Consider the following 25824-nt stretch of genomic DNA (forward strand, 5'->3'; position numbering starts at 1 on the left):
CGCTATCCGGCAGAGCTGTCGGGCGGGCAAAAGCAACGCGTCGGGATCGCGCGGGCACTGGCCACCGGCCCCAAAGTGCTGCTGTCGGACGAGGCGACATCCGCGCTGGACCCTGAAACGACGCAAACGGTGCTGTCGCTGCTCAAGGACATCAACCGCGACCTGGGGCTGACCATCCTGCTGATCACCCACGAGATGGCCGTGGTCCGTGACATCGCGAGCCACGTCGCCGTGATCGACGGGGGCCGCATCGTCGAACATGGCGAGACCTACGATATCTTCACCGCGCCTCAGCATGCGACCACGCGGTCTTTCCTGTCGGGGGTGACCGGCGTCACCCTGCCCGCTTTCGTCAAGGATCGTCTGGTCCCAAACGCCCCCGCGCAGGGCGGCGAAGAGGTGATCCGCGTGACCTTTGCGGGCCAGCACGCCACCGACCCGATGCTGGCGCGGCTGACGCAGGACATGGGCATTCCGGTCAATATCCTTGCCGGTGCGGTCGAGGAAATCGGCACCCGCCCCTTCGGCAATCTGCTGGTATCGCTGCCTGTGGCCAAAGCCGCAGAGGCGCGTTCATTTTTGGAAAGCCACGGGCTTATGACGGAGGTGCTTGGCTATGTCGGCTAACCTTATCGACCTACTGATCGAGGCCACGGGCCAGACGCTTTATATGGTCGCCATCTCGGCGCTGCTCGGGACGCTGCTTGGCCTGCCCTTGGGGCTGTTTCTGGCGACCTCGCAGCGCGGCGAGCTGCTGTCGGCCCCGTGGATCAACAAGGTGCTCGGGCTGGTGGTCAATGCCACGCGGTCGGTGCCGTTCATCATTCTGGTGGTCGCGATCATCCCCTTCACGCGGATGGTTGCGGGCACGTCGATCGGCACGACAGCCGCGATTGTGCCATTGACGATTGCCACCGTGCCCTTCATCGCGCGCCTGGTGGAAAACGCGATCCGCGAGGTTGATTCCGGCCTGATCGAGGCAGCGCGCGCAATGGGCGCGACCCCGTTGCAGATCATCCGCAAGGTGCTGCTGCCCGAAGCGCTGCCCGGTATCACGCTTGGCCTTACACTCGCCATCGTTAGCCTGATCGGCTATTCCGCCATGGTCGGTGCCGTGGGCGGCGAAGGTCTGGGCGATCTGGGCATTCGCTATGGGTATCAACGGTTTATGCCCGACGTTATGGCGGTTGTCGTGATCATCCTCATCGTCTTGGTGCAGCTTGTGCAATCGATCGGCGAACGCATCGCAGCCGCTGTCGACAAACGCGCCACCAAAAGCGGCGGGCAATAGCGCCCGTCTCCTCCTCCCAATTTCGTTTCCCAGTTAAAGGAGCATATACATGCTACGCATTGCGACCCTGACCTCTACCCTCGCGCTTATGGCGACATCGCTGATGGCCGAGCAGATCAAAGTCGGCGTTTCCCCCGGCGAGCACGCCGAGATCATGGAAGAGGTCGCCCGTGTGGCCGAACCGATGGGCCTTGAGATAGACGTTGTCGAATTCTCTGACTATGTGGTGCCGAACCAGGCGCTGGCGGATGGCGACATCGAGGCGAACTCCTTCCAGCACGTGCCTTACCTTGAGGCACAGATGAAAGACCGCGGCTTTGCGCTGGCTGTTGTGGGCAACACGATCACCACGCCGATGGGCATCTATTCGGACAAAATCACCGATATTGCCGCGCTTGAAGAAGGCGCGACCTTTGGCATCCCGAACGACCCCACCAATGGCGGGCGCGCGTTGCTGGTGCTGCAACAGCTTGGCATGATCAAGGTCGATCCTGCTGCGGGTCTGGTCCCCACCGTTCTGGACATCACCGAGAACCCCAAAGACCTGTCGTTCAAAGAACTCGACGCGGCGCAGCTGCCCCGTTCGCTGGCCGATCTGGATGCGGCGCTGATCAACACCAACTACGCCATCGCCTCGGGTCTTAGCCCCAAGGAAGATTCCATCGCGATGGAAAGCGCCGACAACCCCTATGTGAACGTGATCGTTGTGCAAGAGGGCAAGGAAGACGCGCCTTGGGTCAAGACCCTGCTAGAGGCGTATCACTCGGACGAGATCAAAGCCTTCATCGATGAAAGCTACCACGGGACCGTCATCACATCTTGGTAAAGTGACGCACCGGATACCGCCAATGACGCGGCGGTATCCGGTCTCTTGAGCCGCGCCCCTTTGGTCAAACCGGCACACGCAGAACGCCCGCGGCGGGCAGTTCGACACCGTGGCAGGCAACCTCTGCATCTGAATAATTGAACCAGAACCGTTCGCCCCCCGTCGTGCGGGTACGTACCCCTTCGGGCATCGGCAGCACGTCGATCCCTGCCTCGCCGCACAGCCCGCTGACGAATTGGTCGAGCGTGTCGTCATCCAGCCAGCCCCCCAGATAGATCTGCTGCCCGTCGCGCATGGCAACCGGATCTGCGTCTGTGGTCTGCAAGATCACCTTTGCCGTGCCGTCCAGCACATCACGGTAGCGGATCACTTTCCCGCCGCCCTCCAGCGGTACGGAAATGTCATGCCGCAGGCTTTCGACCTGCGTGACCGTCACGTCCAACCCGTCGATTGCGGGGGGCAGCGGCACGGGGATCGCCATCTCGGACGTGCGCGCGCCGCTGCGGGGGCCATAGACGACCACCGCCGCGCTGCGCGCCAGCGCCCGTTTCAGAGCGTCCGGCATGTGCATCACGCCCGGTGCCATCACCAGCCCGTAGCCGTCAAAATCGCGGCAGGTGGCGGGCAGGATATCGACCGACAACCCCTGACGCCGCAGCGCCTTGTAGGTGTGAAAGACCAACCCGAAATAGCTTAGATCCGCACCATGGGGCTGGGTCGCCCATGCGAAATCCGCGTCATAGTCGAACAGCAGTGCGACCGGCGCCTGCGCGGGTTGCACGTCCGGAGCTTTGGCCATTTCCGCACCGACCTGCCGGACCTCCGCCATCGCGAAGGCGTCGGCACTGTCGGGGCGGAGCAAGCCGGCGTGCAGTTGCTCTTGGGCGAAAGGGGCCTGTCGCCAGCGGAAATAGCACACCGCTTCGGCCCCGTGAGCGAAGGCCTCCCATGTCCACAGACGCACCATACCGGCCAGTGGCACAGGGTTGTGCGGGGCCCAGTTGACCGGCCCCGGCTGCTGTTCCATCACCCACCAGCGCCCCTTGCCCACGGCGCGGTAAAGATCGTGGTGGAACGCCTGAAAGTCGGGGTCACCCTGCCGCGCATAGCGGTGCTGCTGCGCCGCATCCGCGCCCACCCGATCCTCGAGAAAGCCCAGCGGGTAGCTGTCCCATGTGGCGATATCAAGATTTTCACCCACCGCGAAATGGTCAAAGTCGGTGATCCGGCCCATGTAGTTATGGCTCACGGGGGCGGCGCTGTGCTGGCGGATCACGTCAAGCTGACGCCGGTTGAATGCCACCACCTGATCCGAGCTGAACCGCCGGAACGCCAGACGATGCGCAGGGTTGGCTTCGGTCACGGTCAGATTGGGCGGGTCGATGTCGTCAAAACTGTCGTAGTCCATCGACCAGAACGTATTCCCCCACGCGGCATTCAGCGCGGCTGGGGTACCATAGCGTTTTGCCAGCCAGCCGCGAAAGGCATGGGCTGCCGCATCACTATACGAGATCACCGTGTCGTGGCAGCCGTATTCATTGTCGATCTGCCACGCCGCCACATGGGGGTTCGCGCCGTAGCGTTTGGCCATCAACGTGGCAATCGTGACGCATTCCTGCTGATAGCCTTCGTGGCTGAAACAGTAGTGCCTGCGCGACCCGAATTTGCGCGGACGCCCTTCAATATCCACGGCAAGCATATCGGGGTGGCGTTTCAGCATCCAGCGGGGCGGGGTGGCGGTGGGGGTGCCCAGCACAACCCGCAGACCGGCAGCCCCCAAAACCTCGATCGCGCGGTCCAGCCACGCCCAGTCATACTGGCCGGGTTGCGGTTCTAGTTTGCTCCATGAAAACTCGCCGATGCGCACCCATGTCAGGCCCGCCTCACCCATGCGGCGGGCGTCGGCTTCCCACATCTCTTCGGGCCATTGTTCAGGGTAATAGCAAGTCCCTAGGGTTCGTTTCATCACGCCTCACAAAATTATCCGGTGTTCCCGCTGGCCTCGCACGTCCGTTGCAAGCTGGAAGGTCTGGCCATCCTCCGCCCCGTCGCGGCCCTGCGCGGCTGAGGTGACAAAGAGCGTCCGCAGATCCGCACCGCCAAAGGCCGGACAGGTGGCCTGCGCTGCGGGTATATCAACGGTCTGCAACAAGGTGCCATCGGGGCTGTAGCGGGCGACCTGCCCGGCCCCCCACTGCGCGTTCCACAGGCAGCCGTCACTGTCGACAACCGCCCCGTCGGGGTTACGCTTGTCTTTCTTGAGATCGACAAACACCTCTGGCGGGTCCGAGGGCCAGCCGTCTGCGGCATCAAGGGGCACGCGCATGATCTGGCGCGTGGGCGTGTCGGTGTAATAGGCAAATCGTCGATCGGGCGAAAAGCAGATCGCGTTCGAAATGGTAATCTCCGCGAAAAGCTGTCGGAGCGCGCCTTTATAGTAGCGGTAGATCGCCCCAGCCCCCCGCTCTGCGTTGAAGCCCATTGTCCCGATCCAGAACCCGCCCCACGGGTCGGCGCGCCCGTCGTTGGATCGGGTCAGGGGCTGATCCGCCTCAAGTGGCACGACGAGGGAACGCTCCTCTCCGTTGAGGTCGAACCGCCACAGCGCGGTTTCGGACGCGACAAGCAAGGTATCCCTATCGATCCACCCGGCGGCAGAGACGCATTCGTCAAATTGCCACGACAGCGTTTTGTCGCCCTGCCGCGACATCAGGGTTTTGCCGAGGATGTCGAACCAGAACAACTGGCCTCGCTCGGGGTGCCACAGCGGCCCTTCGCCCAACGCGCACGCCCGCGCATCAAAGAGTGTGGCGTTCAAGAGAGGGTCGCCTTGTCATAGGCGCTTACCGCCGCACGCGCGCTTTGCGCCACATCAGCCGCGCTTTGCCCCGGTTTGTACAGGCTGGACCCAAGGCCAAAGCCCGTCACCCCAGCCGCCAGCCATTCCGCGAAATTCGACGGGCCGACGCCGCCAACCGCATAGGTTTCGGTCTGAGCCGGAAGCACCGCCCTGATCGCCTTGAGCCCTTCGACCCCCAGCAGGAACGACGGAAACAGCTTGAGCCCATCGGCCCCGGCCTTAAGCGCGGCAAAACATTCCGTGGGCGTCATCACACCGGGATAGGACATCATGCCCGCCGCCTTGCTTGCCGTGATAACAGAAGGGTCCGCATTCGGAGAGACAATCATCCGCCCCCCCACAGCCGCCACCGCCGCGACGTTTTCAACGTCCAACACCGTGCCCGCGCCGATCAACGCGTCGGCCCCATAGGTTTGGGCCATCGTTTCGATGGATTTCAGCGGTTCTGGCGAATTCAGCGGCACCTCGATGCGGGTGATGCCTGCGTCGATCAAGGCGGCGCAGACGTCGGCGGCCTCATGCGGCTGGATGCCACGCAGAATGGCGATGATATTGCGGCTCATACAAGGGCCCCTTTCAATGAACGATAGGCAGAGGTCAGGCCCGCCAGCGTCAGACCCGCGTTATCCAGTGTTTCGGCCTGCACACCCTGTGCAACCAATGCGCACCGGTAATGCGCGGCGACGCTGTCTGCGCCCAGAATGGCGACATGGCGGCCCAGCCAATAGGGGCGCGTGCCGGCCAGCTCTAGCCCCACAAGCAGCCCTGAAAGCCGCGCCCGCGCCGACCCTGCAGATGTGCCCTGCAACAGCCCCCCTGCACGCAAACCGAACAGTCTGGAGGCGAAGCTTTGCGGGCTGTCCATCGCCTGCGTGACGCCGTCGATAAAGCTGTCCTCGTCCCACTCTTCCGTGGTGACCGAATGGCGCAGGACCGACTGGCTGGCCAGCAGCGCGAAGATCTCGCCGGTCATGCAGGTCTGGAAGCTCACGATCTCGCCCGCGCTGATGTGGACCCATTTGGTGTGGGTGCCGGGCAGACAGAGGATGCCGTCAAACTCCGGCTGACTGTGCAGCACCCCTGCGATCTGGGTTTCCTCGCCGCGCATCACGTCAGGGGCAGCCATCTGTTTCACGCCGGGCAGGATGTGCACTGCGATCCGCGGGTCATGGGATGGTACCGCAACTGCCGCCCGCGCATCCGGAGGCGCGCAGGGCGTGGCGACATAGGCGGCCTCGCGCCAGCCTTCGCGGGCGCCCACCATACCCGCGCAGATCACTGGGGTCACATGGTCCGGATCTAGGTAGGGGGCTATCAATGAAAGCAAGGCGGGTTCGAACCCGTCCTGCGTCAGCCCCGCCATCCCCTTGTCAGACCTGTCAGCGGCAAAGGGCTTGCCATCGGCCCCCATCATCCAGACCCGCAGGTTTGACGTGCCCCAATCGACAGCGATCCATTCAGCGTAGTGTTGCACGGTATCCCTTCCTATCCGGTGACCACGACGCCGCCATCGACGGCCATCAACTGCCCCGTCATCATGCGGCTGGAGGCAGAGGATAAAAACAGCACCGCATCCACGATATCTTGCGGCTTCAACGTATCCTTAAGGCATTGCCGGTCAATATGCGCCGCCAGAGCTTCGGGCGTGACCCATTGTTCGATCTGCTTTTCCGTCAGCACCCACCCCGGTGCCAGCGCGTTAAAGCGGATCTTGTCCGGCCCGAATTCCCGCGCCAGCGAACGGGTCATACCGTTGATGCCGGCGTTGGCGGTCGTATAGGCAGGATAGCCCGCATTCCCCATCATATACGAGATCGAGCTCATGTTCACCACGGCCCCGCCGCCCGCGGCGCGCATCCCTGCGACCACGGCCTGACAGGCGAAGAAATAGGACTTGAGGTTGATCGCCTGCGACTGGTCCCAGAAGTCTTCGGTGACCTCTTCGGCGGTGTGGCGGGCATCATTGGCGGCGTTGTTCACCAGAACCGTGACAGGGCCATGCTCATCGGCGGCTGCGGCCAGACTGGACCGAAGTGCCGCGATATCCGATATATCGCAGGACTGCGCAAAGGGGCGCTGGCCGTGTTTTTCTTCCATCTCGTTGCAAAACGCGGTGGCGTCGCTGCGCTGGACAAAGCTGACCTTGGCCCCCTGCGCCAGAAAGCCGTCGGTCAGAAAGGCACCGATCCCCGCGCCGCCGCCGGTGATCAACACCGACCGGCCGCGCAGATCGGGAAATGTTGCGTTCAGGGTCATCAGTGGCTCTCCCGTGTGACGGGGCGGGTGTCTTTACCCACCAGAAAATCAAGGTCCGCGCCTTTGTCTGCCTGCAAAACTGTTTCGGTATAGAGCTTGGCATAGCCGCGGTCGTATCGGGGCGGTTCGGGCACCCAGGCAGCGCGGCGCTCTGCCAGCACCTCGTCAGAGACAAGCACGTCCAAAGTGCCCTGCGCCACCGACAGCCGGATACGGTCGCCGGTCTGTACCAGCCCCAGATTGCCGCCTGCGTTGGATTCAGGGCTGACGTGCAGGATCACGGTGCCGTAGGCGGTGCCGGACATACGTGCGTCGGACACCCGGACCATGTCGCGCACGCCTTCTTTGACCAGACGCGCGGGGATCGGCATATTGCCGACTTCGGGCATACCAGGATACCCCTTGGGGCCGCAGCCCTTGAGCACAAGAACCGTATCCGCGGTCACCGGCAGATCCTCGCGGTCGATATTGGCTTTCATATCCTCGATATTCTCGAAGACATATGCATCGCCCTCGTGTTCCAGCAAGGCGTCCGTCGCCGCCGAGGGTTTCACGATCGCCCCATTGGGCGCGATATTGCCGCGCAGCACCTTCAACCCGGCCGCAGGGCGCAGCGGATTATCCAGCGGGCGGATCACATCCTCGTTGTAGCATTCAGCCCCTTCGGCATAGGCAAGGATATCCCCGCCCATGACGGTCTGCGCGGGCCGCAGCTTGTCGCGCAGATGGGACAGCACCACGGGCATCCCGCCCGCATAGCAGAAATCTTCCATCAGATATTTACCCGAGGGCATGCAGTTGACCAGCAGCGGGATATCCGACCCAAGCTCGAAATCATCAAGCGTCAGATCGATGCCGACGCGGCCCGCAATGGCCAGCAGATGGATCACGGCATTGGTCGACCCGCCGACAGCGGCATTGGCCAGAATGGCGTTCTCGATAGAGGCACGGGTAACGACCTGCGACAGCTTGATATCTTCCTCGACCATCTCGACGATGCGCTTGCCGGTCAGATGCGCCAGCGCCATGCGGCGCGCATCAACGGCAGGCAGCGCGGCGTTGGTGGGCAGCGACATCCCCATCGCCTCTACCACGCTCGCCATCGTAGAGGCCGTACCCATCGTCATACACACGCCCTTGGACCGGCTCATGCCGGATTCAGCGGCCATGAAATCCTGTAAGGTCATCTCGCCCGCGCGCACATCTTCCGAGAACTTCCACACATCCGTGCCAGAGCCGATGTCCTTGCCCTTCCACTTGCCGTTCAGCATCGGGCCGGAGCTGACAACGATCGTCGGCAGATCGACGCTCGCCGCGCCCATCAGCTGACCCGGCGTGGTCTTGTCACAGCCGCCCAGCAGAACCACACCGTCGATACCGTACGCGCGAATGCTTTCTTCGACGTCCATCGCCAGCAGGTTGCGAAACAGCATGGCGGTCGGCTTCATCTGGGTCTCGCCCAGGCTCATCACCGGAAATTCGACCGGAAAGCCTCCTGCCTCCCACACGCCGCGCTTCACCCCTTCGGCCAGATCGCGCAGGCCGGAATTGCACGGGGTCAGTTCGGACCATGTATTGCAGATACCGATAATGGGGCGGCCATCGAACGCGTGGTCGGGAAAGCCCTGATTTTTCATCCAGCTGCGGTGAATGAACCCGTCCCGATCATTCTTGCCGTACCAAGCGCGGTTGCGTTTCTCTTTTGTCATAGCCGTGTTCCTTCAATGACCCACATGCGTTCAGGGAACGACCATGGCAGGGTCACGCCATGGTTCATGAGGTACTGGCCCGACAGCACCAGATCGCGGGCCTTGAGCGCGGCATCACCCCGTGACAGCGCGACCGCCTCGTCGCGGTTTGCCAGCGTGATCCGGTAGCGCGCCTGCGGGTCAAGTGCGGTCAGCCGCAGCGGGCGCGGTGAGATCTGGGCCGAGGTCGCGGCCTTGCCTGCGAACACCACGAAACGCATCCCATCGGGGGCCTGTTGCTGCTCTGCGATCACCGCTGGATCAGCGCTGTCGAGCCGCAGGATATCCGCGGTGCGCATCCATCCGCGATTGTCCTTCCACCACTGCGTGACCTGTTTCAGCACATCGGTTTCGCGGGCGTCGAGCTCGCGCGGGTCCATCTCGAACCCCATGTGGCGCTGCGCGGCGACCCAGGCGCGAAAGCTGATGTCCAGCGTGCGCCCAGAGGTGTGGCAGTGGCGTGGGCCGACATGGCTGCCGGTCACAGCAGCGGGCAGGAACAAGGCGGCGTCATGCTGGATGCGCAGCCGTTCCAGCGCGTCGTTGCTATCCGACAGCCAGACCCGCTGGGTCCGCGCCATGATCCCGAAATCGATCCGTCCCCCGCCTGACGCGCAGCTTTCAATCTCGACCAGCGGGAAATCGGCGCGTAACCGGTCCAGCAGCGCATAGACGCCCCGTGTCTGCGCCGCGTCGGGTGCGGGCAACACGCGATTATGGTCCCATTTGATATAGTCGATGGCATTGTCGCGCAGCACCGTGGCGATACGGTCGTAGAGTAGCTCTTGGACCTGCGGCAGCGCCATGTTCAGCACCAGCTGCTGACGCCCCTCTATCTGGTCCGGCGGGCCCAGAATCCAATCGGGGTGGGCGCGGTAGAGGTCGCTATCGCGCGAGATCATCTCGGGCTCGAACCAGAGGCCAAAACGCATCCCCAAGCCCTGAACATGGTCGATCAGCGGGGTCAGCCCCTTGGGGTATTTGCGCGGATCGATGATCCAGTCGCCCAGACTGCTGGTGTCGTCGTCGCGCTGTCCGAACCAGCCGTCATCCAGCACGAAACGCTCTGCCCCCAAAGCGGCAGCACGGTCGGCGATATCGGTCAGGACAGACCAGTCGTGGTCGAAATACACTGCTTCCCAACAGTTATAGTGGACGGGGCGCGGGGTGTCGGGCTTGGGCCATGTCACGATGCGGTCGCGCAGATGGCGCTGAAAGCTGACGGCACAGCCGTTCAGGCCGGTGTCAGAATAGGTCAGGTAAAGCGGTGCTGTCTGGAACCGCGTCGCGGGGGCGTCCTGGGTGCCAGCCGCATGACCCCATTGCACCTGCCGCCGCCCGTCCTGAAGCTCTTCGGCGATCATCGTATGACCGCCCGACCAGCCATAGTGGAACCCGTAGCACGTCCCTTGGGTGTTTGTGGTCCCCGTGGTCGGGATCAGCAATCCGGGGAAGTGCTCGTGGCCCGTGCGGCCCGTACGGTTGTCGCGCGCGTGGATGCCTGCCCGCCACGGGGTGCGGTTCAACTGGAATTCACCGCACCATCGGCCCGAGACGTCGATCATCTCTGTACTCGGCTGCGGCGCGGGCACCACCGGCGCGGCAAGCCAGTGCAGGCGCACGGGCTGCGCGGCCTCCAGTGTCGTCTGGCAGGTGATCACGCCGGATCCCGCATCAACCCCAAAGTCCAAGGTCAGCGTCAGCCCCTCGTCCGGTGCCGCGCAGACCAACCGCAGCCCTGCATCCTGCACCACGTTGCGCAAGTGAAACACAGGGCGCAGCGGCGTGCCATCGGCGCGCGCAACCGCGATCCCCGCCTGCCCCGGAAAGCTACGCCCGGCTTCGGGGCACAGCGACAGATCAGGGGTCTCGTCCAGCATGCCGCCTGTGACGTCGATGGCATGGGCGGTGCAGATCTCTTCCAGATTTTCGCCGTCCGGCAGCGGGCTGCCCCAATAGACCACCTGCGGCAAGCGGTCGTGCGCAGAGGCCAGAACAAGCGTCTGGTGCCCGTCATCAAGGCGGTAGGTCTGTGTCATAACTCTCTACTTTACTGCGCCAAGCGTGAGACCGGCGATGAAGTGTTTTTGCATCAGAAAGAACATCGCGACCGGCGGAAAGGCGGCGACAATCGATCCCGCGCTCATCAGGTGATAGGCTGCGCGGAACTGCGAGTTGAATTCGGTGATGCCCGCGGTGACAGGTTGCGCGCTTGGCCCTTGGGTCAGCACGACCGCCCAGAAATAATCGTTCCAGATGAAGGTAAAGACCAATACCGCCAGCGCAGCCAGCGCGGGCTTCATCAGTGGCAGCACGACAAAGAAGAAGATGCGCCATTCGGCCACGCCCTCGACGCGGGCGGCCTCGATCAAGGGGAAGGGCAATGCGCGGATGAAGTTGCGCATGAAGAGCGTGCAAAAGCCCGTCTGGAACGCCACGTGAAACAGGACCAACCCCTGAATGCTGTCATACATCCCCAGCGATATGGTCAGGTCGCGCACGGGCACCATCAGGATCTGGAACGGGACAAAGTTCCCCGCGATGAACATGAAGAAGATCAGCAGGTTGCCCTTGAACTTGTAGATCCCCAAGGCGAACCCCGCCATGCTGGACAGCGCAATCGCCCCCAGCACAGTAGGCAGCGTGATAAAGACCGAGTTCATCAGGTAACGCGGCATATTGCTTTCAAAGAAGACCTTGCCGTAGTTCGTCAGTCCCTCGAAGCTGGACGGCCATCCCCAGTAGTTCCCGGCGGCGAAATCCGACCCCGGCTTGATAGAGAACAGCGCCACCGCGATCAGCGGCAAGAGCCACAGGATCAGCGCGACGGGCAGCAACGTCTGATAGGTCAGCTGGCGGCTGCGCGATTGTTTGGCGATCGGTGTAGGGAACATCAGCGAGCCTCCCGCTCTTCGCGCCACATGGCATAGAGGAAATAGGCGATGAACCCGAGCATGATGAGGAACAGGATCACCGCGATGGCAGAGCCATAGCCCATGCGGAAGCCGAACTCGGACAGCGCTTCTTCGAACATGTAGAACGACAGCACGCGGGTCGATCCGAAGGGGCCGCCGTTGGTCATGACGCTGATCAGGTCAAACGACCGCAGCGCGCCGATGATGGTGACGACAAAGGCGATGAACGTCGCGGGCTTGAGCTGGGGCAGGATAATGTACCACAGCATCTTGCGCCCCTTGGCCCCGTCCAGTCGCGCGGCCTCGATCTGTTCGGGGTCCACCGCATTCAGACCCGTTAGATAAAGGATCATGCAATAGGCCGTCTGCGGCCACAGCCCCGCCGCGATGATCCCGTAGGTCGCCGTAGACGGATCGCCCAGGATATTCACCGGCCCTGCCCCGAAAATCGCCAGCATCGCGTTCAGCAGCCCTTCGCGTGGCAGGTAGAACCACGAAAACACCAGCCCGACGACCACCTGGGAAATGACAAAAGGAAAGAAGAACAACGACTTGTAGATACGGATGCCACGCACGGTCTGGTTCAGGAACAAGGCGATGAACAGCCCCGCGGGCACCGCCAGCAAATACAGCACCAGCCATTTGAGGTTGTTCCAGAACGAGATCTCGAACTTGCGGTCCATCTTCTGGTCGCCGATCCCCAGCAACCTTTCATAGTTCGCGGTGCCGACAAAGGTCTTTTCCCCCAGTCCGTCCCACTGATAAAAACTGATCGCGACGCTTTGGCCGATGGGAATGATCACATAGACCGCAAAGAACAGCATCGCCGGCAGCAGGAAAAGCCACGGCGTCAGCGCGATCTCGTTGCGTTTGTACCAACTGCGCGCGGGGGGCGGTGTTGTTGCTGCCATGCCGTGGTCTCCGGTAAATCAACACATGCGAAAACCGGCCGTCGGCGGGCTTGCGAATGGATTGAGGCGGTGGGTTGCGTCCCCCCGATGCGGGAGGACGCGACGCTTTAGCGTTATTCGTAGATGCGCTGACGCGTTTCTTCGAGACGCTCGAGAATGTCGTCGAGGTTGTCGGGAACCACCATGAATTCCTGCAACCCCTCCATGCCGACGCTGGCCATCTCGGCGCTGAAGTCGCGGTCAAAGAACTGGGCCACACCGCCCTTGGCGCTGGTGTTCAGCATCTCGAACCCCTGCTCGAGGAACTCGTCCTTATCGACCGAGGATTCAGAGTTGATGGGCAGCTGCCCCAAGGCGTCGCCTGCGTTGATCTTGGTCTGCACATCAGCCGATGTCACATACTGAAGGAACGCGCGGGCGTTTTCCTTGTTCTTGGCACCTGACGGGATGTGGAACGTGTCGGTCGGGGCATCCTCGCCCTGTGGCACATCCGCGATCTTCGGGAACTGGTAGAAGTCGATCTGGCTGTCGTCCAGGCCGCCTTCGCGCATCGCGGCAACGGCGAAGTTCCCCATCAGATAGGCCACCGCCTCGCCTTCGATCATGAAGTTCAACGCTTCCTGCCAGGAATAGGATTGGTGATCGGCGACATAGCCACCCATGTCGATGATCTTGCGCCAGTTGGCAAAGGTTTCGCGGACGCGCGGATCGGTCCAGGGCACCTCGCCACGGGCCAGTTCCATGTGGAAGTCAAACCCGTTGGTGCGCATGTTCAGATAGTCGAACCAGCCGCCAGCGGTCCACAGGAACTTGGTCCCGATGGCATAGCACGCACGGCCCGAGGCAACGATCTTTTCGCAGTTCGCAAGCTCTTGTTCAAAAGTTTCAGGCTCGGTCAGTCCCAGTTCCTTGAAGATATCTTCGCGGTAGTACATGCCCCACTGATAGTAGGTATAGGGCACACCATATTGCTTGCCGTCGATGGTCAGCGCACCTTTGACGGACTCAAGCCCGGGCAGATCACCGTTGGCATACATATCAGAGATGTCTTCGAACAACCCGGCAGAGACATAAGGGCCCATGCGGTTCGCGGCATACCAGTTGACCACATCGGGCGGGTTCGCCCCCAAGGCGTTCCGGATCTGCGTCTTCCACGCTTCGCGGTCGACGATCGTCAGTTCGATATCGACGTCCGGATGCAGCTCTCCGAAACCGGCTGCCAAACTCTCCATCACCGCGCGCGGCGCTGGGTTCGACATGTCAGAGGTGATCTTGAGCTCCCCTGAAAGCTGGCTTTCGTCCGCGACAGCAAACGATGTTGAAAAACCCGCAGCGACAAAGGCCGCGAGTGACCTCTTGAGAATGGAATGCATGGTATCCTCCCTGATGCTTCCGCAATCCAAAACTGTCTCATTATTTGAAACTTAGTTTTGTATATTGATATATAAGATCAAGCTCGCTAGCCTTGTCAACAGTTTGGTGCGCTGCATGGGGGATGGGTCAGTCAAAAGACCCCACAGGATGCAGCGCCCTGAGGGACGGAGAACGATATGAATGTGGTGAACAGCGACGGGACTGTTGCAAAGGCGCTGAGCGTGCTGGATCAGGTGACAGCAATGGGCCGCCCTGTCCGCATGCGCGAATTGCTGGAGACATCGGAGTTTCCAAAACCGACGCTGTACCGGCTACTTCAGACGCTCACCAGTCAACGTATGCTAAGCTATGACAAGGATCAGCAGACCTATGCGCCAGGCATCCGTCTGGTCAGCCTTGCCCATTCCGCATGGTCGCAAGCCTCGCTTGCACCCATTGCCGCCCCCTATATCAGCGCCCTCGGCGAACGCCTGCGCGAGGCGATCCACCTTGCGCAAATCGACAACGGTCAGGTCGTGTTCGTCGACAAGCGTCAGGCCAGCAGCCGCTTTGCCACGCTGGCGCGCACCGGTCAGGTCGCCCCTGCCTATTGCACAGGAGTCGGCAAGGCGATTCTCGCGCATCTTGAACCCGAGGCACAGGCGCAGGCGCTACAGCAGCAGGCGTTTTTGAAATATACCGATGCCACCCATACCAGCACCGAAACCCTTGTGCGCGAGCTGGAACAGATCCGCGCCGAGGGCATCGCCTTTGACCGCGAGGAACACGAGGCCGGCATCATCAGCATCGCCGCCCCCATTCTGACCGACGCGGGCCGCGTCGTGGGTGCCGTATCCATTGCAACCGCAACACACCGTCATACGCTGGACGGTCTGAATGCGTTCCGCCCTGCCCTGCTTGAGTGTGCCACCCGCATCGGGGCCGAGGCGCAGTCCTGGCAGTCCCCCTCTGTCCCCTCATAAAAGGAAGTCGTATATGGCCGGTGTCGTCATGAAAGATGTCGTGAAACGCTATGGCGGTGTTCAGGTGATACACGGGATCAACCTTGAAATCGAAAATGGCGAGTTTTGCGTTTTTGTCGGCCCGTCAGGCTGCGGCAAGTCGACCTTGCTGCGCATGATTGCCGGGCTGGAAGAGACCACCGAAGGCAGCATGAGCATCGGCGACCGGGATGTGACCCGCATGGACCCGGCAGAGCGCGGGGTCGCGATGGTGTTCCAGACCTACGCGCTCTATCCGCATATGACCGTGCGCGACAACATGGGGTTTGGCCTGAAAATGAACGGCCATCCCAAAGCCGAGATCGCCCAGAAGGTGGCCGAGGCAACGCGGATCCTGAAGCTGGAAGAGTATCTTGACCGCAAGCCCGCCGCCCTGTCGGGGGGCCAGCGGCAACGCGTATCTATCGGGCGCGCCATCGTACGCGGCCCCGAAGTCTTTCTGTTCGACGAACCGCTCTCCAACCTCGACGCTGAGCTGCGTGTCGAAATGCGCGTCGAGATCGCCCGCCTGCACAAGGAAATCGGGGCGACGATGGTCTATGTCACCCACGATCAGGTAGAGGCGATGACCCTCGCCGATAAGATCGTGGTGCTGCGCAAGGGCCGGATCGAACAGGTCGGCGCACCGCTTGACCTGTACCGCGATCCTGACAACCGCTTTGTGGCCGGCTTCATCGGTTCGCCCGCGATGAACTTTCTGGATGGCACCACCAGCGGCGGCAAGGTCGTGCTGGACGGGTTGGACGGCAGCCATGCCCTGCCGGTGACCCCACCCGAAGACGGCCGGAATATCACCCTCGGCATCCGGCCGGAACACATCGAAATTGACCCCCAAGGCAAAGGCTTCACCGTCGAAATGACCGAGGCCCTTGGCGGCGTGTCCTATGTTCACCTGCTGTCCGACACCGGTGCCAAGATCATCGTCGAGGAACGCGGCGACGACCGGTCTCGCGAAGGGGCGCAGGTTGGCGTGAAAATCCCGCCAGAGCGGGCGATGCTGTTTGACGCCAATACGGAACAACGTCTGCGCTAAGGCGCAGGCGGGTCACCGGTCACGTAAACCTAGACAGAACCAGACATTCCTGAAAAACAGTTGGGGCGTGCAAGCGAGCCTTGCGCGACAGTCCCGCCGGAGCCGACCGCCCGGGCGGGACGGGCACCGTAGATAGGGAAGCAGATTAATGGCGAAACCGAGACTTACGCTCACCTATATCGTGGAACCGCCCTCTTACGACATCATGGCCTGTAGCCTGCTTGCCTCTGTACGCGAGCAGTTTTCCGAAGACGTGGCCTGCATCGGCTATGTGCCCGAACATCGCATGAACGACGTCCACCCTTCGGTGTTCATCGCGCACGAGAAAATGGGGGCGGAGCTACGCCCGATGAAAACGGAAGGCATGTGGCGCGAGCCCTATCCCCATGGCAACAAGATCATCGCCGCGATGCAGCCCCGCGAGAGCGAGTTTTCCGCCTTCGTGGATTCCGACGTCTTGTTTATCCGCCCCAATACAATCGACAATATCGTGAAATCCGGCCATGTTTCCTGCTCTGTCGCGGCCAGTATGTATTGGGCGCAGAAAGACATCTGGGACCTGATCTACGGGGCCTTCGATATGGAGATCCCCGAAGAGCGCGTGTACCTGATGCGCCAGTCGCGCCGCCCCAAAGTGCCCTATTTCTCGTCCGGTTTCGTCCTTTTCCCCGAAGCCGAAGGACCACAGGGCCGGTTTGCCGATGTCTGGTACGAGACGGCCCGACGGATTGACGAGATTGACACGCTGGAAAAGCGACGCCCCTATCTGGATCAGATGAGCCTTCCTGTCGCCATCCGCCGTGCGGGCCTGACATGGAACCCGCTGGCGGAAGAGCAACATTATATCCTGGGCGGCAAGATACGGGGGGAGCCCCTGCCCGAAGATCGCGATATCTTCACGGTGCATTACCGCAACCCCAAGGTGCTGGAAGAAGTCGGCCTAAAGCATAAATCCCGTCGCATGCTGCGCCGTCAAACGGGGGTCAGCTTTGTGCGCCGCCTGACCCGGACAGACGAGCCCACGCCCGAGTAATCCCGCCACCTCACGCAAACCATTGATAATGGCGCGCCTTGCGCCATCTTGACCCTCAGCGGTTGTTGACGATGACGACCCTGAGGGAAGCGGTATGTCCGATCAATGAACAGTCTACGCAGTACGATTAAATCTTTATACGATGGGCAAAACACGCGCTCGCGCCGGTTTCGCTACGGGTTGATCCTGTTTGATTCACTGACGATCATCTATTTCATCGCCACCGCCGCGCTGCCGTCAACGCCGGTGATTACGGCGGTCAATGCGTTCTTTGGTCTGTTCATCCTGTTCGACCTTGCCGCGCGTCTGTGGATATCCACGAACCTGCGCAAAGAGCTGACGCGCATCTACACTCTTGCCGATGTGGTCGTGGTGATATCGCTGGTGCTGGCACCGCTTATGGCGGAAAGCTTTGCGTTCCTGCGGGTCTTGCGCGGTTTGCGGCTGATCCATGCCTATCACTTGCTGCACGACCTGCGACGCGAAAGCGCGTTTTTCCGCAAACACGAGGACGCGATCCTTGCGGCGGTCAACCTGCTGGTGTTCATCTTTGTCATCACATCGCTGGTGTTTGTGCTGACCTTTGAAGAGGACGCGGGCGTCGCGGGCTATGTCGATGCACTGTACTTTACAGTGGCGACGCTGACGACAACGGGTTTTGGCGACATCACGATGACGACAACGGGTGGCAAACTGCTGTCGGTGTTCATCATGGTGGTCGGGGTCGCGCTATTCGTGCAATTGGCGCGGACGATTTTCCAACCCTCCAAAATCAAGCACACCTGCCCCGAATGTGGCCTGAACCGTCACGAGACAGACGCCGTTCACTGCAAACACTGCGGCACCACGCTCAAGATCGAGACGAAGGGCGATACGGGCGGTTAATGTCGCAGGGTATCAGAGACGCGCGTGGCTGTTCTAGCGCGCGGATCCCTTCATAAAGGACGCACGCTGATCTTTCTTGATGAACGTCCAGGCGATGAACCGGCTGGTTTTTTGCCCCTGCGCCATCTCGACCACATCGCAGTTGGCGACCTTGGCCTTTTTCAGGATTTTATAAAGCGTCTGCACGTTGTCCTTTTTCGACACAAGCGACGTAAACCACAGACATTGCCCCGCAATCGCACGGCTTTGGTCGACCATGCTGGCGATGAACCTGATCTCGCCGCCGGGGCACCAGAGCTCGGCGTTTTGCCCACCGAAATTGAGCTTGCCTGAACGCCCTTTGCCAAGGTTCGCCCATTTCCGTTGCGTGCCCTTCGTCGCCCTTTCCATTGAGGCGTGAAAGGGCGGGTTGCACAGGGTGACGTGAAAACGGTCGTCAGGATGGATCACCCCGTCGAAAATATCCTCGCGGTTCTCTTGCAGCCGCAGGTCCACGTCCAGCGCGTTGGCCTTTGCAATCTGTTGCGCAGACTTGATGGCAACAGGGTCGATATCGACACCGGTAAACTGCCAGCCATAGGCGCTTTGCCCCGTCAGCGGGTAGACCAGGCTTGCGCCGGTGCCGATGTCCAACGCCTTGATCTGCGGCCCGCGCGGGATCTGGTTGTTGTTGCTGCGCGCAAGCAGATCGGCCAAATGGTGGATATAATCGACGCGCCCCGGAATGGGCGGGCAAAGGTAGTTCGGCGGGATGTCCCAGAAATCAATGCCGTAGTCCGCCTTGAGCAGCGCCCGATTAAGCATACGCACAGCCGCCACGTCCCGAAAATCGATGGTGGTCTGCCCCGCTGGATTGAGGCCGGTAAACGGCCCTAGCTCGGGGAGGGCCGCAATCAGACGCGCGAAATCATACCCCTCGTTGTGGAGGTTGCGGGGGTGCAGGTTGGTTTTGGTGGCCATGGGAAAGCCTTTGTTGAAAGTGATGAAAAGCAGCCAGGCCGTTGGCCTGTCTTACCCCCTGAAGGCCCCATAGTAAAACCGAAGACGCGGCCGTTGGCCTCGGGCAAGACCCAAGCTCCCTATTTTCAGCGTCTTACCGCCCCGCCATCGTGGACAGGACATCATCACGCTGGATCAGGCGATGCCAAACGACTGCCATGAAGATATGCCCAAGCACCACAAGGGCAAGGATCCAGCCCAGCTCTCCATGCCATTCCGCGGGCGCTTGCATCCAGGCGACCTCGGCGGTTTGGGGCGAAAATATCTGTACCCCGAAATAGCTCAGCCCACGGGTGCCGCCCGCTGCGGCCAAGAGACGTACGCCCGGGACGATCACCATCAAGGCATATAGAACCACATGACCCGCGACAGCCGCCTGCCCCATCAAACCGGCATGCGCAGGCCGCCGTTGGATGTTCGCCAGCCCCCACAAACCGCGCACCAGGATCAGCGCGAATAGCGTCACCCCCAGCGTCGTATGGTAGCCCCAAAGTAGCTCGCGCAGGGTGTTCTCTCGCGGAAGCGCCCAATGCGCCGCGGCGGAGATAAACTGCGCCGCAAACAATGCGGCCATGCCCCAGTGAAGCAGCCGGCTTACGGCGCCGTAACGGGTTGGTGTATCAGATAGTTGTGTCACAAAATGCCCCTGTCTCTGGCGATATCACGATCATTATATGCAGCCGCTGCGCGGTCACCTGAGGCAGGCAACTGCGCTGGATGAACCTTTAACAGACCATCCAGCGCAGTTGTCGCGCAAATCATTCAAGCCGCGTCCCGTTCAACATATGGATATTCCTGCCCCTGCGGTCGACAAATCGGTCAGATCGACTTCTGGTTCACGCGCTTCGACAGCTCGGCGGCGCTTTCCTTCCGCTCGCTATAGCGATCCAGCAGGTAGTCTTTCCTGTCTTTGGTCAGCATCGTGAACTTCACCAGCTCTTCCATGACATCAACGACCCGATCATAGAACGGCGATGGTTTCATCCGATCCGCGTCGTCAAACTCCAGAAAGGCTTTGGGGGTGGAGGACTGGTTCGGGATCGTGAGCAACCGCATCCAACGCCCAAGAATGCGCAGCTGGTTCACGGCGTTAAAGCTTTGTGACCCCCCGCTAACCTGCATGACCGCCAGCGTTTTGCCCTGCGTCGGACGCACACCGCCCAAGGACAGCGGAATCCAGTCGATCTGGGTTTTCATGATGCCGGTCATGGCCCCGTGGCGTTCGGGTGAACACCAGACCATCCCGTCGGACCATGTGACCAGATCGCGCAGCTCCTGCACTTTGGGGTGACTGGCGTCGGCATCATCCGGCAGCGGCAGGCCAGACGGCGAATAGGTACGCGTCTCGGCCCCCAGCCGTGTCAGAATGCGCGCGGCTTCCTCTGTCATGAGCCGGCTGAACGACCGGTCCCGCAATGATCCGTAAAGCAGCAGGATACGCGGGCGGTCCGCGTCTGCTGCGGGCTCAAGCAGACGCGCCGCATCAATCGCTTTGAAATGGGTGTCATCGAGGTTCGGGGTATCAGGCAACTCTGTTTCCTTCCGCGTCAATCAGTAAAGAGCCGTCTTCCTTGGTCAGCGGCCCCTGTGGGAGGAGGTCAAGCAAGTCCAACACGGCCTCGCTTGGGCGGCACAGCCGGACGCCTTTGGGTGTGCAGACAATGGGGCGATTGACCAGAATGGGGTGTTCCAGCATGGCTGCCAGAAGGGCTTCGTCCCCCACGTCAGGATCCAGCAGCCCCAATGCCTCTGCCGGAGATCGCTTTATCCGCAAAGCGCTGCGCGGTGTCAGACCCGCCGCCGCAAAAAGCCCCAGAAGCTGTCCGCGGGTCCAGCCGGTATCAAGATAGGGGATCACAACGGGCTCCACGCCCGATGCTTTGATGATGGCCAGCACATTGCGGGACGTGCCGCAGTCGGGGTTGTGGTGAATGACAACACTCATGCTGACCCCTCCGAGGCAGGGAACCAGTGGCGGGAGCTGTTTGCAAAAGCGACAAGCGACAGCATGACAGGCACTTCAACCAAGACACCGACCACCGTCGCCAATGCTGCACCGGACCCGAGCCCGAAAAGGCTGATCGCAACCGCGACCGCCAACTCGAAAAAGTTGGAGGTGCCGATCAAGGCGCAGGGCGCCGCGACGTTGAAGGGAATACCCCAGGCCCGCGCGACCCCATAGGCCAGAAAGAATATCCCGTAGGACTGGATCAGAAGCGGCATAGCGATCAGGGCAATCACCAGCGGCCGGTCCAGGATCACCTCGCCCTGAAACGCGAAAAGCAAGACCACCGTCACAAGCAGACCGATGATCGAGAACGGCTGCACACCCGTCTTGAACCGATCCACTGCCGCTTCACCGCCTTGCGCAATCAGCCGCTGGCGCGTCAGATATCCCACGAAAAGCGGCAGCATTACGTAAAGGCCCACGGACAACAGCAGCGTATCCCAGGGCACGACGATATCCGTGGCCCCCAGCAAGAAGGCAACGATGGGCGCGAAGGCGAACACCATGATGACGTCGTTCACGCTCACCTGCACCAGCGTATAGGTCGCATCCCCCCGCGTCAGGTTCGACCAGACGAACACCATCGCGGTACAGGGCGCGGCCCCCAGCAGGATAACGCCCGCAAGATAGGCCTGCGCGTCATCCGGCGGGATCAGGCCTGCAAAAAAATAGTTAAAGAACAACACGCCAAGGGCGGCCATGGTGAAGGGCTTGATCAGCCAGTTCACCACCACCGTGACAACCAACCCTTTCGGCTTGTCCCCCACCTGACGCAAGGCTCCGAAATCCACCCCGACCATCATCGGGAACACCATCGCCCAGATCAGCACCGCAACGGGCAAGTTCACCGACGCCACCTCAAGCCCGGCGAGCATGCCAAAGGCCGTCGGGAACAGATTGCCAAGCAGCAGCCCCGCGCCAATCGCCAGCGCCACCCAGACGGACAGCCATTTTTCAAACGTGCCCAGTCCCGCCGCCGCGGGAAGTGTCGTATCAGTCATGTCGAACCTTCAAAAATTGCAGCCCCTTGGCCGTGAATATGTGGTTGCCCGATGTCAGCACAGGAATGTTACAGGACCAATGCGGCACCTCCCCCATGGGCGCCTAACAGGGGCAAGCGAGCTCGTTTATGATGGGCTGGCAGAGTTCCGGGCACCCGCCGCAGCAATCCTCCATCAGAAAGGCGAGCAAACCGCGCAGCCCCTCCATATCGGCAAAGTAACGAATGCTCCGCCCTTCGCGCTTGCTGCGGATAAGGCCCGAACGCGCCAAGATCGCGAGGTTGGTCGACATCGTGTTCTGCCGCACCCCCAAGGTGTCGCCGATATCGCCTGCCGACATTCCCTCTTCTCCGGCTGTGATGAGAAGACGGAAGACATCAAGGCGGGTGACCTGACTGAGCGCCGCAAAAGCGTCGAGAGCGTGATTCTTATCCATATATCGGGAATTATTGATTCATTAGACGCAGGTCAAGCCCTGATGAGCAACCCGTTGCGCTTGCGCGAACCTATGGGCAATCCACGCGCCCCTTCAAAGGCGCAAGGGACGCGGGGGCGTGGCGCGAACATGGCACCACGCCCCCGCGTGATCTCTATGACTTAAAGTCCGCCAAGCACCTGTTTGCCAATCACACGACCGCTTTCCTGCCGCAGATGCGCCGCGCGCAGCGCCTCGACGGTCAGCGCCTCGCCGCGCTCGGTGACTGTCGACTGCAATGTGCCTGCGTCGATCATCGCTGCGACGCGGTTCAGGAGGTCTTGCTGGGCATCCATATCGTCGGTCGCGAACATCGAACGGGTGAACATGAATTCCCAATGGACGCTCAGCGCCTTGGGTTTAGCCGCCTTGATATCCAGCGCCTCGGGGTCGTCGATCAGCGCGATCTGGCCGCGGGGCGCGATCAGGTCGATGATTGCGGGCCAATGCTGATCCGTGGCCGTCAACGCGGCGACATAGCTTGGGATCTGGCCCAACTCTGCCAGCTGCGCGGCTAGGTCACCGCGATGGTCAACCACGTGATCCGCCCCCATCTTGCGCACCCAATCCTCGGTCTCGGGCCGAGAGGCCGTCGCAATGACGGTAAGCCCGGTCAGCGCTTTGGCCAACTGGATGAGGATAGAGCCGACGCCGCCAGCGCCACCGATCACCAGCAAGCTTTGCCCCGCGCCGCCCCCTTCGGTCAGGCGGAATGCGTCGAACAACATCTCCCACGCGGTGATCGAGGTCAGCGGCAGCCCCGCCGCTTCGGTAAAGTCGAGACTGGCCGGCTTGCGCCCGACGATCCGTTCATCGACGGCATGGAATTCCGCATTGGTGCCCGCGCGCGTGACATCGCCCGCATAGAAGACCTCATCGCCGATCTTATAACCGGTGACCGACGCGCCCACCTCGGCCACGACGCCTGCCGCGTCAAAGCCCAGAACGCGCGCCCCGCCCTCGGGTTGGGCGGCTGCGCGCAGCTTCACGTCGACCGGATTGACCGAGATGCCTTTCACCGCGACCAACAGATCACGCGGCCCCACCGCGGGCCGGTCGATTTTAATCAGATCAAGCGTGTCCGCAGGGCCCGCCGCGCTATAGCCAATAGCTTTCATTTCTTTGTTCCTTCATTGTGTCGGTGAAAAATAGGCCTTGTGAAACGGTAGAAAACCGGCATTTTTCCGATTTGATTATTCGGATAGCGGAGATAATAGCGGTGGATACTGACAACCTGCGCCTTTTTGTGATGGCCGCCGACCGGCTGAACATCTCTGCTGCCGGACGGAATCTGGGTCTTGCCCCTGCGGTCGCCAGCGCCCGCCTTGCCAAACTGGAACAAGAGCTTGGCGTAGAGCTGCTGCGACGCACCACCCGCAAAGTGTCGCTGTCGCTTGAAGGGTCCGACTTCCTTCCCTACGCGCGGGAGATTCTGGCGCAGGCAGAGGCCGCGAAGGCCGTTCTTGGCAGCCATGAAACCAGCCCCAAGGGCACCATCCGATTTGCCGCGCCAAGCAGTTTCGCGCAGCGCCACATCATGCCGCTTCTGCCGCAGTTTCACGCGGCGTTCCCCGACCTTACGCTCGAACTTCGCCTGTCTGACGCACGGTTTGACGCGATCGAGGGCAGTTTTGACCTTGCGTTGCGCGCGGCCCCCCTGACCGACAGCAGCCTCAAGGGGCGCAAGCTGGCGGATGATACCCGCGTCCTTTGTGCCTCTCCTGCATATCTTGAGGAACACGGCGTACCGCAGTCACCGGCAGAGCTTCGGGGGCATCGGTTCTTGGCATGGATCGACCTTGAGCCGCGCGAATTGATCGGCCCTGAGGGCGAAACCGCGCCGCTTGACCCTGCCCAGATGATCTGCCGGACCATCGTTGACGATGGTGACGCTCAGCGTGAGGCCACGCTTGCGGGGGCCGGTCTGTCGATCAATTCCCTCTGGAGCGCCTCGGACGAGCTGCGCTCGGGCCGGTTGATCCGTGTCCTGCCGGAATGGAAGCTGAACGACAGTTCGGTCTTGTGGTTGATGTACCCGCGCTCAAACGTGCTTACCCCCAAGACGCGCATCCTGATCGACTTTCTCATCGCGCATCTTGGGTCACATGCAGAGTGGGGCGCGTAGCAGCCAGACCCGCGCCCACAACACGCCCGTTATCGGTATAACCGTCAGTCATGTCGCGGACTGGCACAACGCCTATCCTATGCGGTCATCGTCGCGCTGGACGAAAGCGACCTGCGGTCCACGGGGTTGATCACCGGTGGCTCTGCCGTGGCATTGGGCCTGCCGGATGATTTTCATCCGCGCAAGACACCTCACAAGTCGTAGCCGCCATACTGCCGGATACGGTCCTCAAAATTCGATACCCGCTCTGCCGCGTCATCCGAACGCGCGGCCATGCCGACCAGCAGCATCTCTACCGCTAGAAACGCCGAATTGAGCGACGGCAGGAAATGGGGTCCGGCCATGGGCAGCGGTACCACTTTCCAAGCGCCAACCGCGATTGGGGACGCATGACTGTCCGTCAGCGCCAGAACCCGCGCGCCGCGGGACTGGGCGATCTGGCAGGCCTGAACCACCTCTGCCGCGTAATGTTCATAGGTGATCCCGACGATAATATCCTCGGACGTGGCCTGAGACAGTACATCGACAATGCCCCCCGGCAGGGTCGGCACGTCTACGAAGTTCGAAAACGCCATGCCGCCCACATACGAGAAATAATGCGCGATCGCATAGCAGCTGCGCACGCCGACCACATAGACTTTGCGCGCCCCGAGCAACGGGTCGATGCACGCATCAAGCGTGTCCAGAATATCCGCCGAGAAAAGCGTCGCCGTGTTTTTACCATGCGCTTCCATGAGCGCGGCGAACGCGCTGTCGCGATGTTCGTGTCTTAGTGTCTGGGCACGCGCGCCGTAGTTTGGCGCAGGTGTCTGGATCGTTGCCTGCACATCCGTGCGGAAGGCGTCAAAGCTGGGATAGCCAAGCTCCTTCGCCATACGGGTCACGGTATTCGGATTGACCCCTGCCTGCTTGGCCAGCCCGCGAATCGAGCTAAAGGCCACGAGCGAAAGGTTATCCAGAAGCCACCGCGCAAAGGACCGAAGCGCGGGCGTACCTTGCGCACTTACCTGTGACAAGCGGTCTTTCAGCGTTTCATCGTTGCTCATCAAACCCTTACCTTCTGTTAATGCGTGCTGGCGTTCA

General features: G+C 61.4%; 26 protein-coding genes. 8 read left to right on the top strand and 18 right to left on the bottom strand.

What is annotated here, in order from left to right; translation table 11 throughout:
- The 3 genes from B3849_RS09195 to B3849_RS09205 form a co-directional block, all read left to right on the top strand.
- On the top strand, positions 1–627 hold a 627-nt coding region (locus B3849_RS09195), incomplete at its 5' end, for a methionine ABC transporter ATP-binding protein (RefSeq protein WP_286780041.1).
- The gene (locus B3849_RS09200; RefSeq protein ID WP_278424718.1) at positions 617–1291 is read left to right on the top strand and encodes a methionine ABC transporter permease; all 675 of its coding nucleotides are present in this window, start codon (positions 617–619) and stop codon (positions 1289–1291) included. The genes B3849_RS09195 and B3849_RS09200, both read left to right, overlap by 11 nt.
- Positions 1292–1340: 49 nt before the next feature.
- Positions 1341–2117, top strand: a complete 777-nt coding sequence (locus B3849_RS09205) for a MetQ/NlpA family ABC transporter substrate-binding protein (protein WP_064217347.1) — start codon at positions 1341–1343, stop codon at positions 2115–2117.
- Positions 2118–2181: 64 nt separating this feature from the next.
- Here the strand turns inward: B3849_RS09205 and B3849_RS09210 are convergent, their stop codons facing one another.
- The 10 genes from B3849_RS09210 to B3849_RS09255 all read right to left on the bottom strand — a co-directional run bounded on the left by B3849_RS09210 (position 2182) and on the right by B3849_RS09255 (position 14180).
- Entirely contained in the window at positions 2182–4083 is a 1902-nt protein-coding gene (locus B3849_RS09210; protein ID WP_278424717.1) for a beta-galactosidase, read from the bottom strand.
- A 6-nt stretch (positions 4084–4089) separates the two neighbouring features.
- A complete protein-coding gene (locus B3849_RS09215; RefSeq protein WP_286780042.1) occupies positions 4090–4935 on the bottom strand; it encodes an SMP-30/gluconolactonase/LRE family protein in 846 nt (281 codons plus the stop codon).
- On the bottom strand, positions 4932–5540 hold the full coding sequence (locus tag B3849_RS09220; RefSeq protein ID WP_278424715.1) for a 2-dehydro-3-deoxy-6-phosphogalactonate aldolase: 609 nt from the start codon (positions 5538–5540) through the stop codon (positions 4932–4934). Before B3849_RS09220 ends, B3849_RS09215 begins: the two co-directional genes overlap by 4 nt.
- Entirely contained in the window at positions 5537–6451 is a 915-nt protein-coding gene (locus B3849_RS09225) for a 2-dehydro-3-deoxygalactonokinase (protein ID WP_278424714.1), read from the bottom strand. Before B3849_RS09225 ends, B3849_RS09220 begins: the two co-directional genes overlap by 4 nt.
- 11 nt (positions 6452–6462) lie before the next feature.
- The gene (locus B3849_RS09230) at positions 6463–7233 is read right to left on the bottom strand and encodes an SDR family NAD(P)-dependent oxidoreductase (protein ID WP_278424713.1); all 771 of its coding nucleotides are present in this window, start codon (positions 7231–7233) and stop codon (positions 6463–6465) included.
- Positions 7233–8942 carry an IlvD/Edd family dehydratase gene (locus B3849_RS09235; protein WP_278424712.1) on the bottom strand — a complete coding sequence of 570 codons (1710 nt, stop codon included), beginning with the start codon at positions 8940–8942 and terminating at the stop codon, positions 7233–7235. Before B3849_RS09235 ends, B3849_RS09230 begins: the two co-directional genes overlap by 1 nt.
- Positions 8939–11020, bottom strand: coding sequence for an alpha-galactosidase (locus tag B3849_RS09240; RefSeq protein ID WP_278424711.1), 2082 nt, complete (start codon positions 11018–11020; stop codon positions 8939–8941). Before B3849_RS09240 ends, B3849_RS09235 begins: the two co-directional genes overlap by 4 nt.
- Positions 11021–11026: 6 nt before the next feature.
- Positions 11027–11875 carry a carbohydrate ABC transporter permease gene (locus tag B3849_RS09245; protein WP_005852118.1) on the bottom strand — a complete coding sequence of 283 codons (849 nt, stop codon included), beginning with the start codon at positions 11873–11875 and terminating at the stop codon, positions 11027–11029.
- Entirely contained in the window at positions 11875–12807 is a 933-nt protein-coding gene (locus B3849_RS09250) for a carbohydrate ABC transporter permease (RefSeq protein ID WP_005852117.1), read from the bottom strand. Before B3849_RS09250 ends, B3849_RS09245 begins: the two co-directional genes overlap by 1 nt.
- 113 nt (positions 12808–12920) lie before the next feature.
- Positions 12921–14180 (bottom strand): ABC transporter substrate-binding protein, encoded by a 1260-nt coding sequence (locus B3849_RS09255; protein WP_278424710.1) that lies wholly within the window; start codon positions 14178–14180, stop codon positions 12921–12923.
- A 177-nt stretch (positions 14181–14357) separates the two neighbouring features.
- On the opposite strand from B3849_RS09255, the gene B3849_RS09260 reads away from it, so the two are divergent.
- From B3849_RS09260 to B3849_RS09275, 4 genes are all read left to right on the top strand, one after another.
- A complete protein-coding gene (locus B3849_RS09260) occupies positions 14358–15143 on the top strand; it encodes an IclR family transcriptional regulator (RefSeq protein ID WP_009826389.1) in 786 nt (261 codons plus the stop codon).
- Between the two features lie 13 nt (positions 15144–15156).
- On the top strand, positions 15157–16215 hold the full coding sequence (locus tag B3849_RS09265; RefSeq protein ID WP_278424709.1) for an ABC transporter ATP-binding protein: 1059 nt from the start codon (positions 15157–15159) through the stop codon (positions 16213–16215).
- Between the two features lie 148 nt (positions 16216–16363).
- Complete coding sequence (locus tag B3849_RS09270; protein WP_278424708.1) at positions 16364–17248, top strand: hypothetical protein; 885 nt, start codon at positions 16364–16366, stop codon at positions 17246–17248.
- Positions 17249–17353: 105 nt separating this feature from the next.
- On the top strand, positions 17354–18133 hold the full coding sequence (locus tag B3849_RS09275) for an ion channel (protein ID WP_278424707.1): 780 nt from the start codon (positions 17354–17356) through the stop codon (positions 18131–18133).
- A 33-nt stretch (positions 18134–18166) separates the two neighbouring features.
- Here the strand turns inward: B3849_RS09275 and rlmF are convergent, their stop codons facing one another.
- From rlmF to B3849_RS09310, 7 genes are all read right to left on the bottom strand, one after another.
- A complete protein-coding gene (rlmF, locus tag B3849_RS09280) occupies positions 18167–19093 on the bottom strand; it encodes a 23S rRNA (adenine(1618)-N(6))-methyltransferase RlmF (RefSeq protein ID WP_278424706.1) in 927 nt (308 codons plus the stop codon).
- A gap of 133 nt (positions 19094–19226) precedes the next feature.
- Entirely contained in the window at positions 19227–19769 is a 543-nt protein-coding gene (locus B3849_RS09285; protein WP_278424705.1) for a cytochrome b, read from the bottom strand.
- 182 nt (positions 19770–19951) lie between these two features.
- Positions 19952–20662 carry an arsenical resistance protein ArsH gene (gene arsH / locus B3849_RS09290; protein ID WP_009826384.1) on the bottom strand — a complete coding sequence of 237 codons (711 nt, stop codon included), beginning with the start codon at positions 20660–20662 and terminating at the stop codon, positions 19952–19954.
- Positions 20655–21077: an arsenate reductase (glutaredoxin) gene (gene arsC / locus B3849_RS09295; protein WP_278424704.1), complete on the bottom strand. Its 423-nt coding sequence runs from the start codon at positions 21075–21077 to the stop codon at positions 20655–20657. The genes arsH and arsC overlap by 8 nt, the downstream gene beginning before the upstream one ends.
- Positions 21074–22141: an ACR3 family arsenite efflux transporter gene (gene arsB / locus B3849_RS09300; RefSeq protein WP_286780043.1), complete on the bottom strand. Its 1068-nt coding sequence runs from the start codon at positions 22139–22141 to the stop codon at positions 21074–21076. The genes arsC and arsB overlap by 4 nt, the downstream gene beginning before the upstream one ends.
- A 103-nt stretch (positions 22142–22244) precedes the next feature.
- Positions 22245–22577, bottom strand: coding sequence for an ArsR/SmtB family transcription factor (locus tag B3849_RS09305; RefSeq protein WP_278424702.1), 333 nt, complete (start codon positions 22575–22577; stop codon positions 22245–22247).
- 161 nt (positions 22578–22738) lie between these two features.
- The gene (locus B3849_RS09310; RefSeq protein WP_286780044.1) at positions 22739–23734 is read right to left on the bottom strand and encodes a zinc-binding alcohol dehydrogenase family protein; all 996 of its coding nucleotides are present in this window, start codon (positions 23732–23734) and stop codon (positions 22739–22741) included.
- Between the two features lie 101 nt (positions 23735–23835).
- Between B3849_RS09310 and B3849_RS09315 the strand changes: the two genes are divergently transcribed.
- Positions 23836–24741 (top strand): LysR family transcriptional regulator, encoded by a 906-nt coding sequence (locus tag B3849_RS09315; RefSeq protein ID WP_278424700.1) that lies wholly within the window; start codon positions 23836–23838, stop codon positions 24739–24741.
- A gap of 191 nt (positions 24742–24932) precedes the next feature.
- Here the strand turns inward: B3849_RS09315 and B3849_RS09320 are convergent, their stop codons facing one another.
- Complete coding sequence (locus tag B3849_RS09320) at positions 24933–25787, bottom strand: MurR/RpiR family transcriptional regulator (RefSeq protein ID WP_278424699.1); 855 nt, start codon at positions 25785–25787, stop codon at positions 24933–24935.
- Positions 25788–25824: the final 37 nt, after the last annotated feature.

The organism is Sulfitobacter sp. UBA4523, from assembly GCF_002388305.1.
Lineage (GTDB): Bacteria > Pseudomonadota > Alphaproteobacteria > Rhodobacterales > Rhodobacteraceae > Sulfitobacter > Sulfitobacter pontiacus.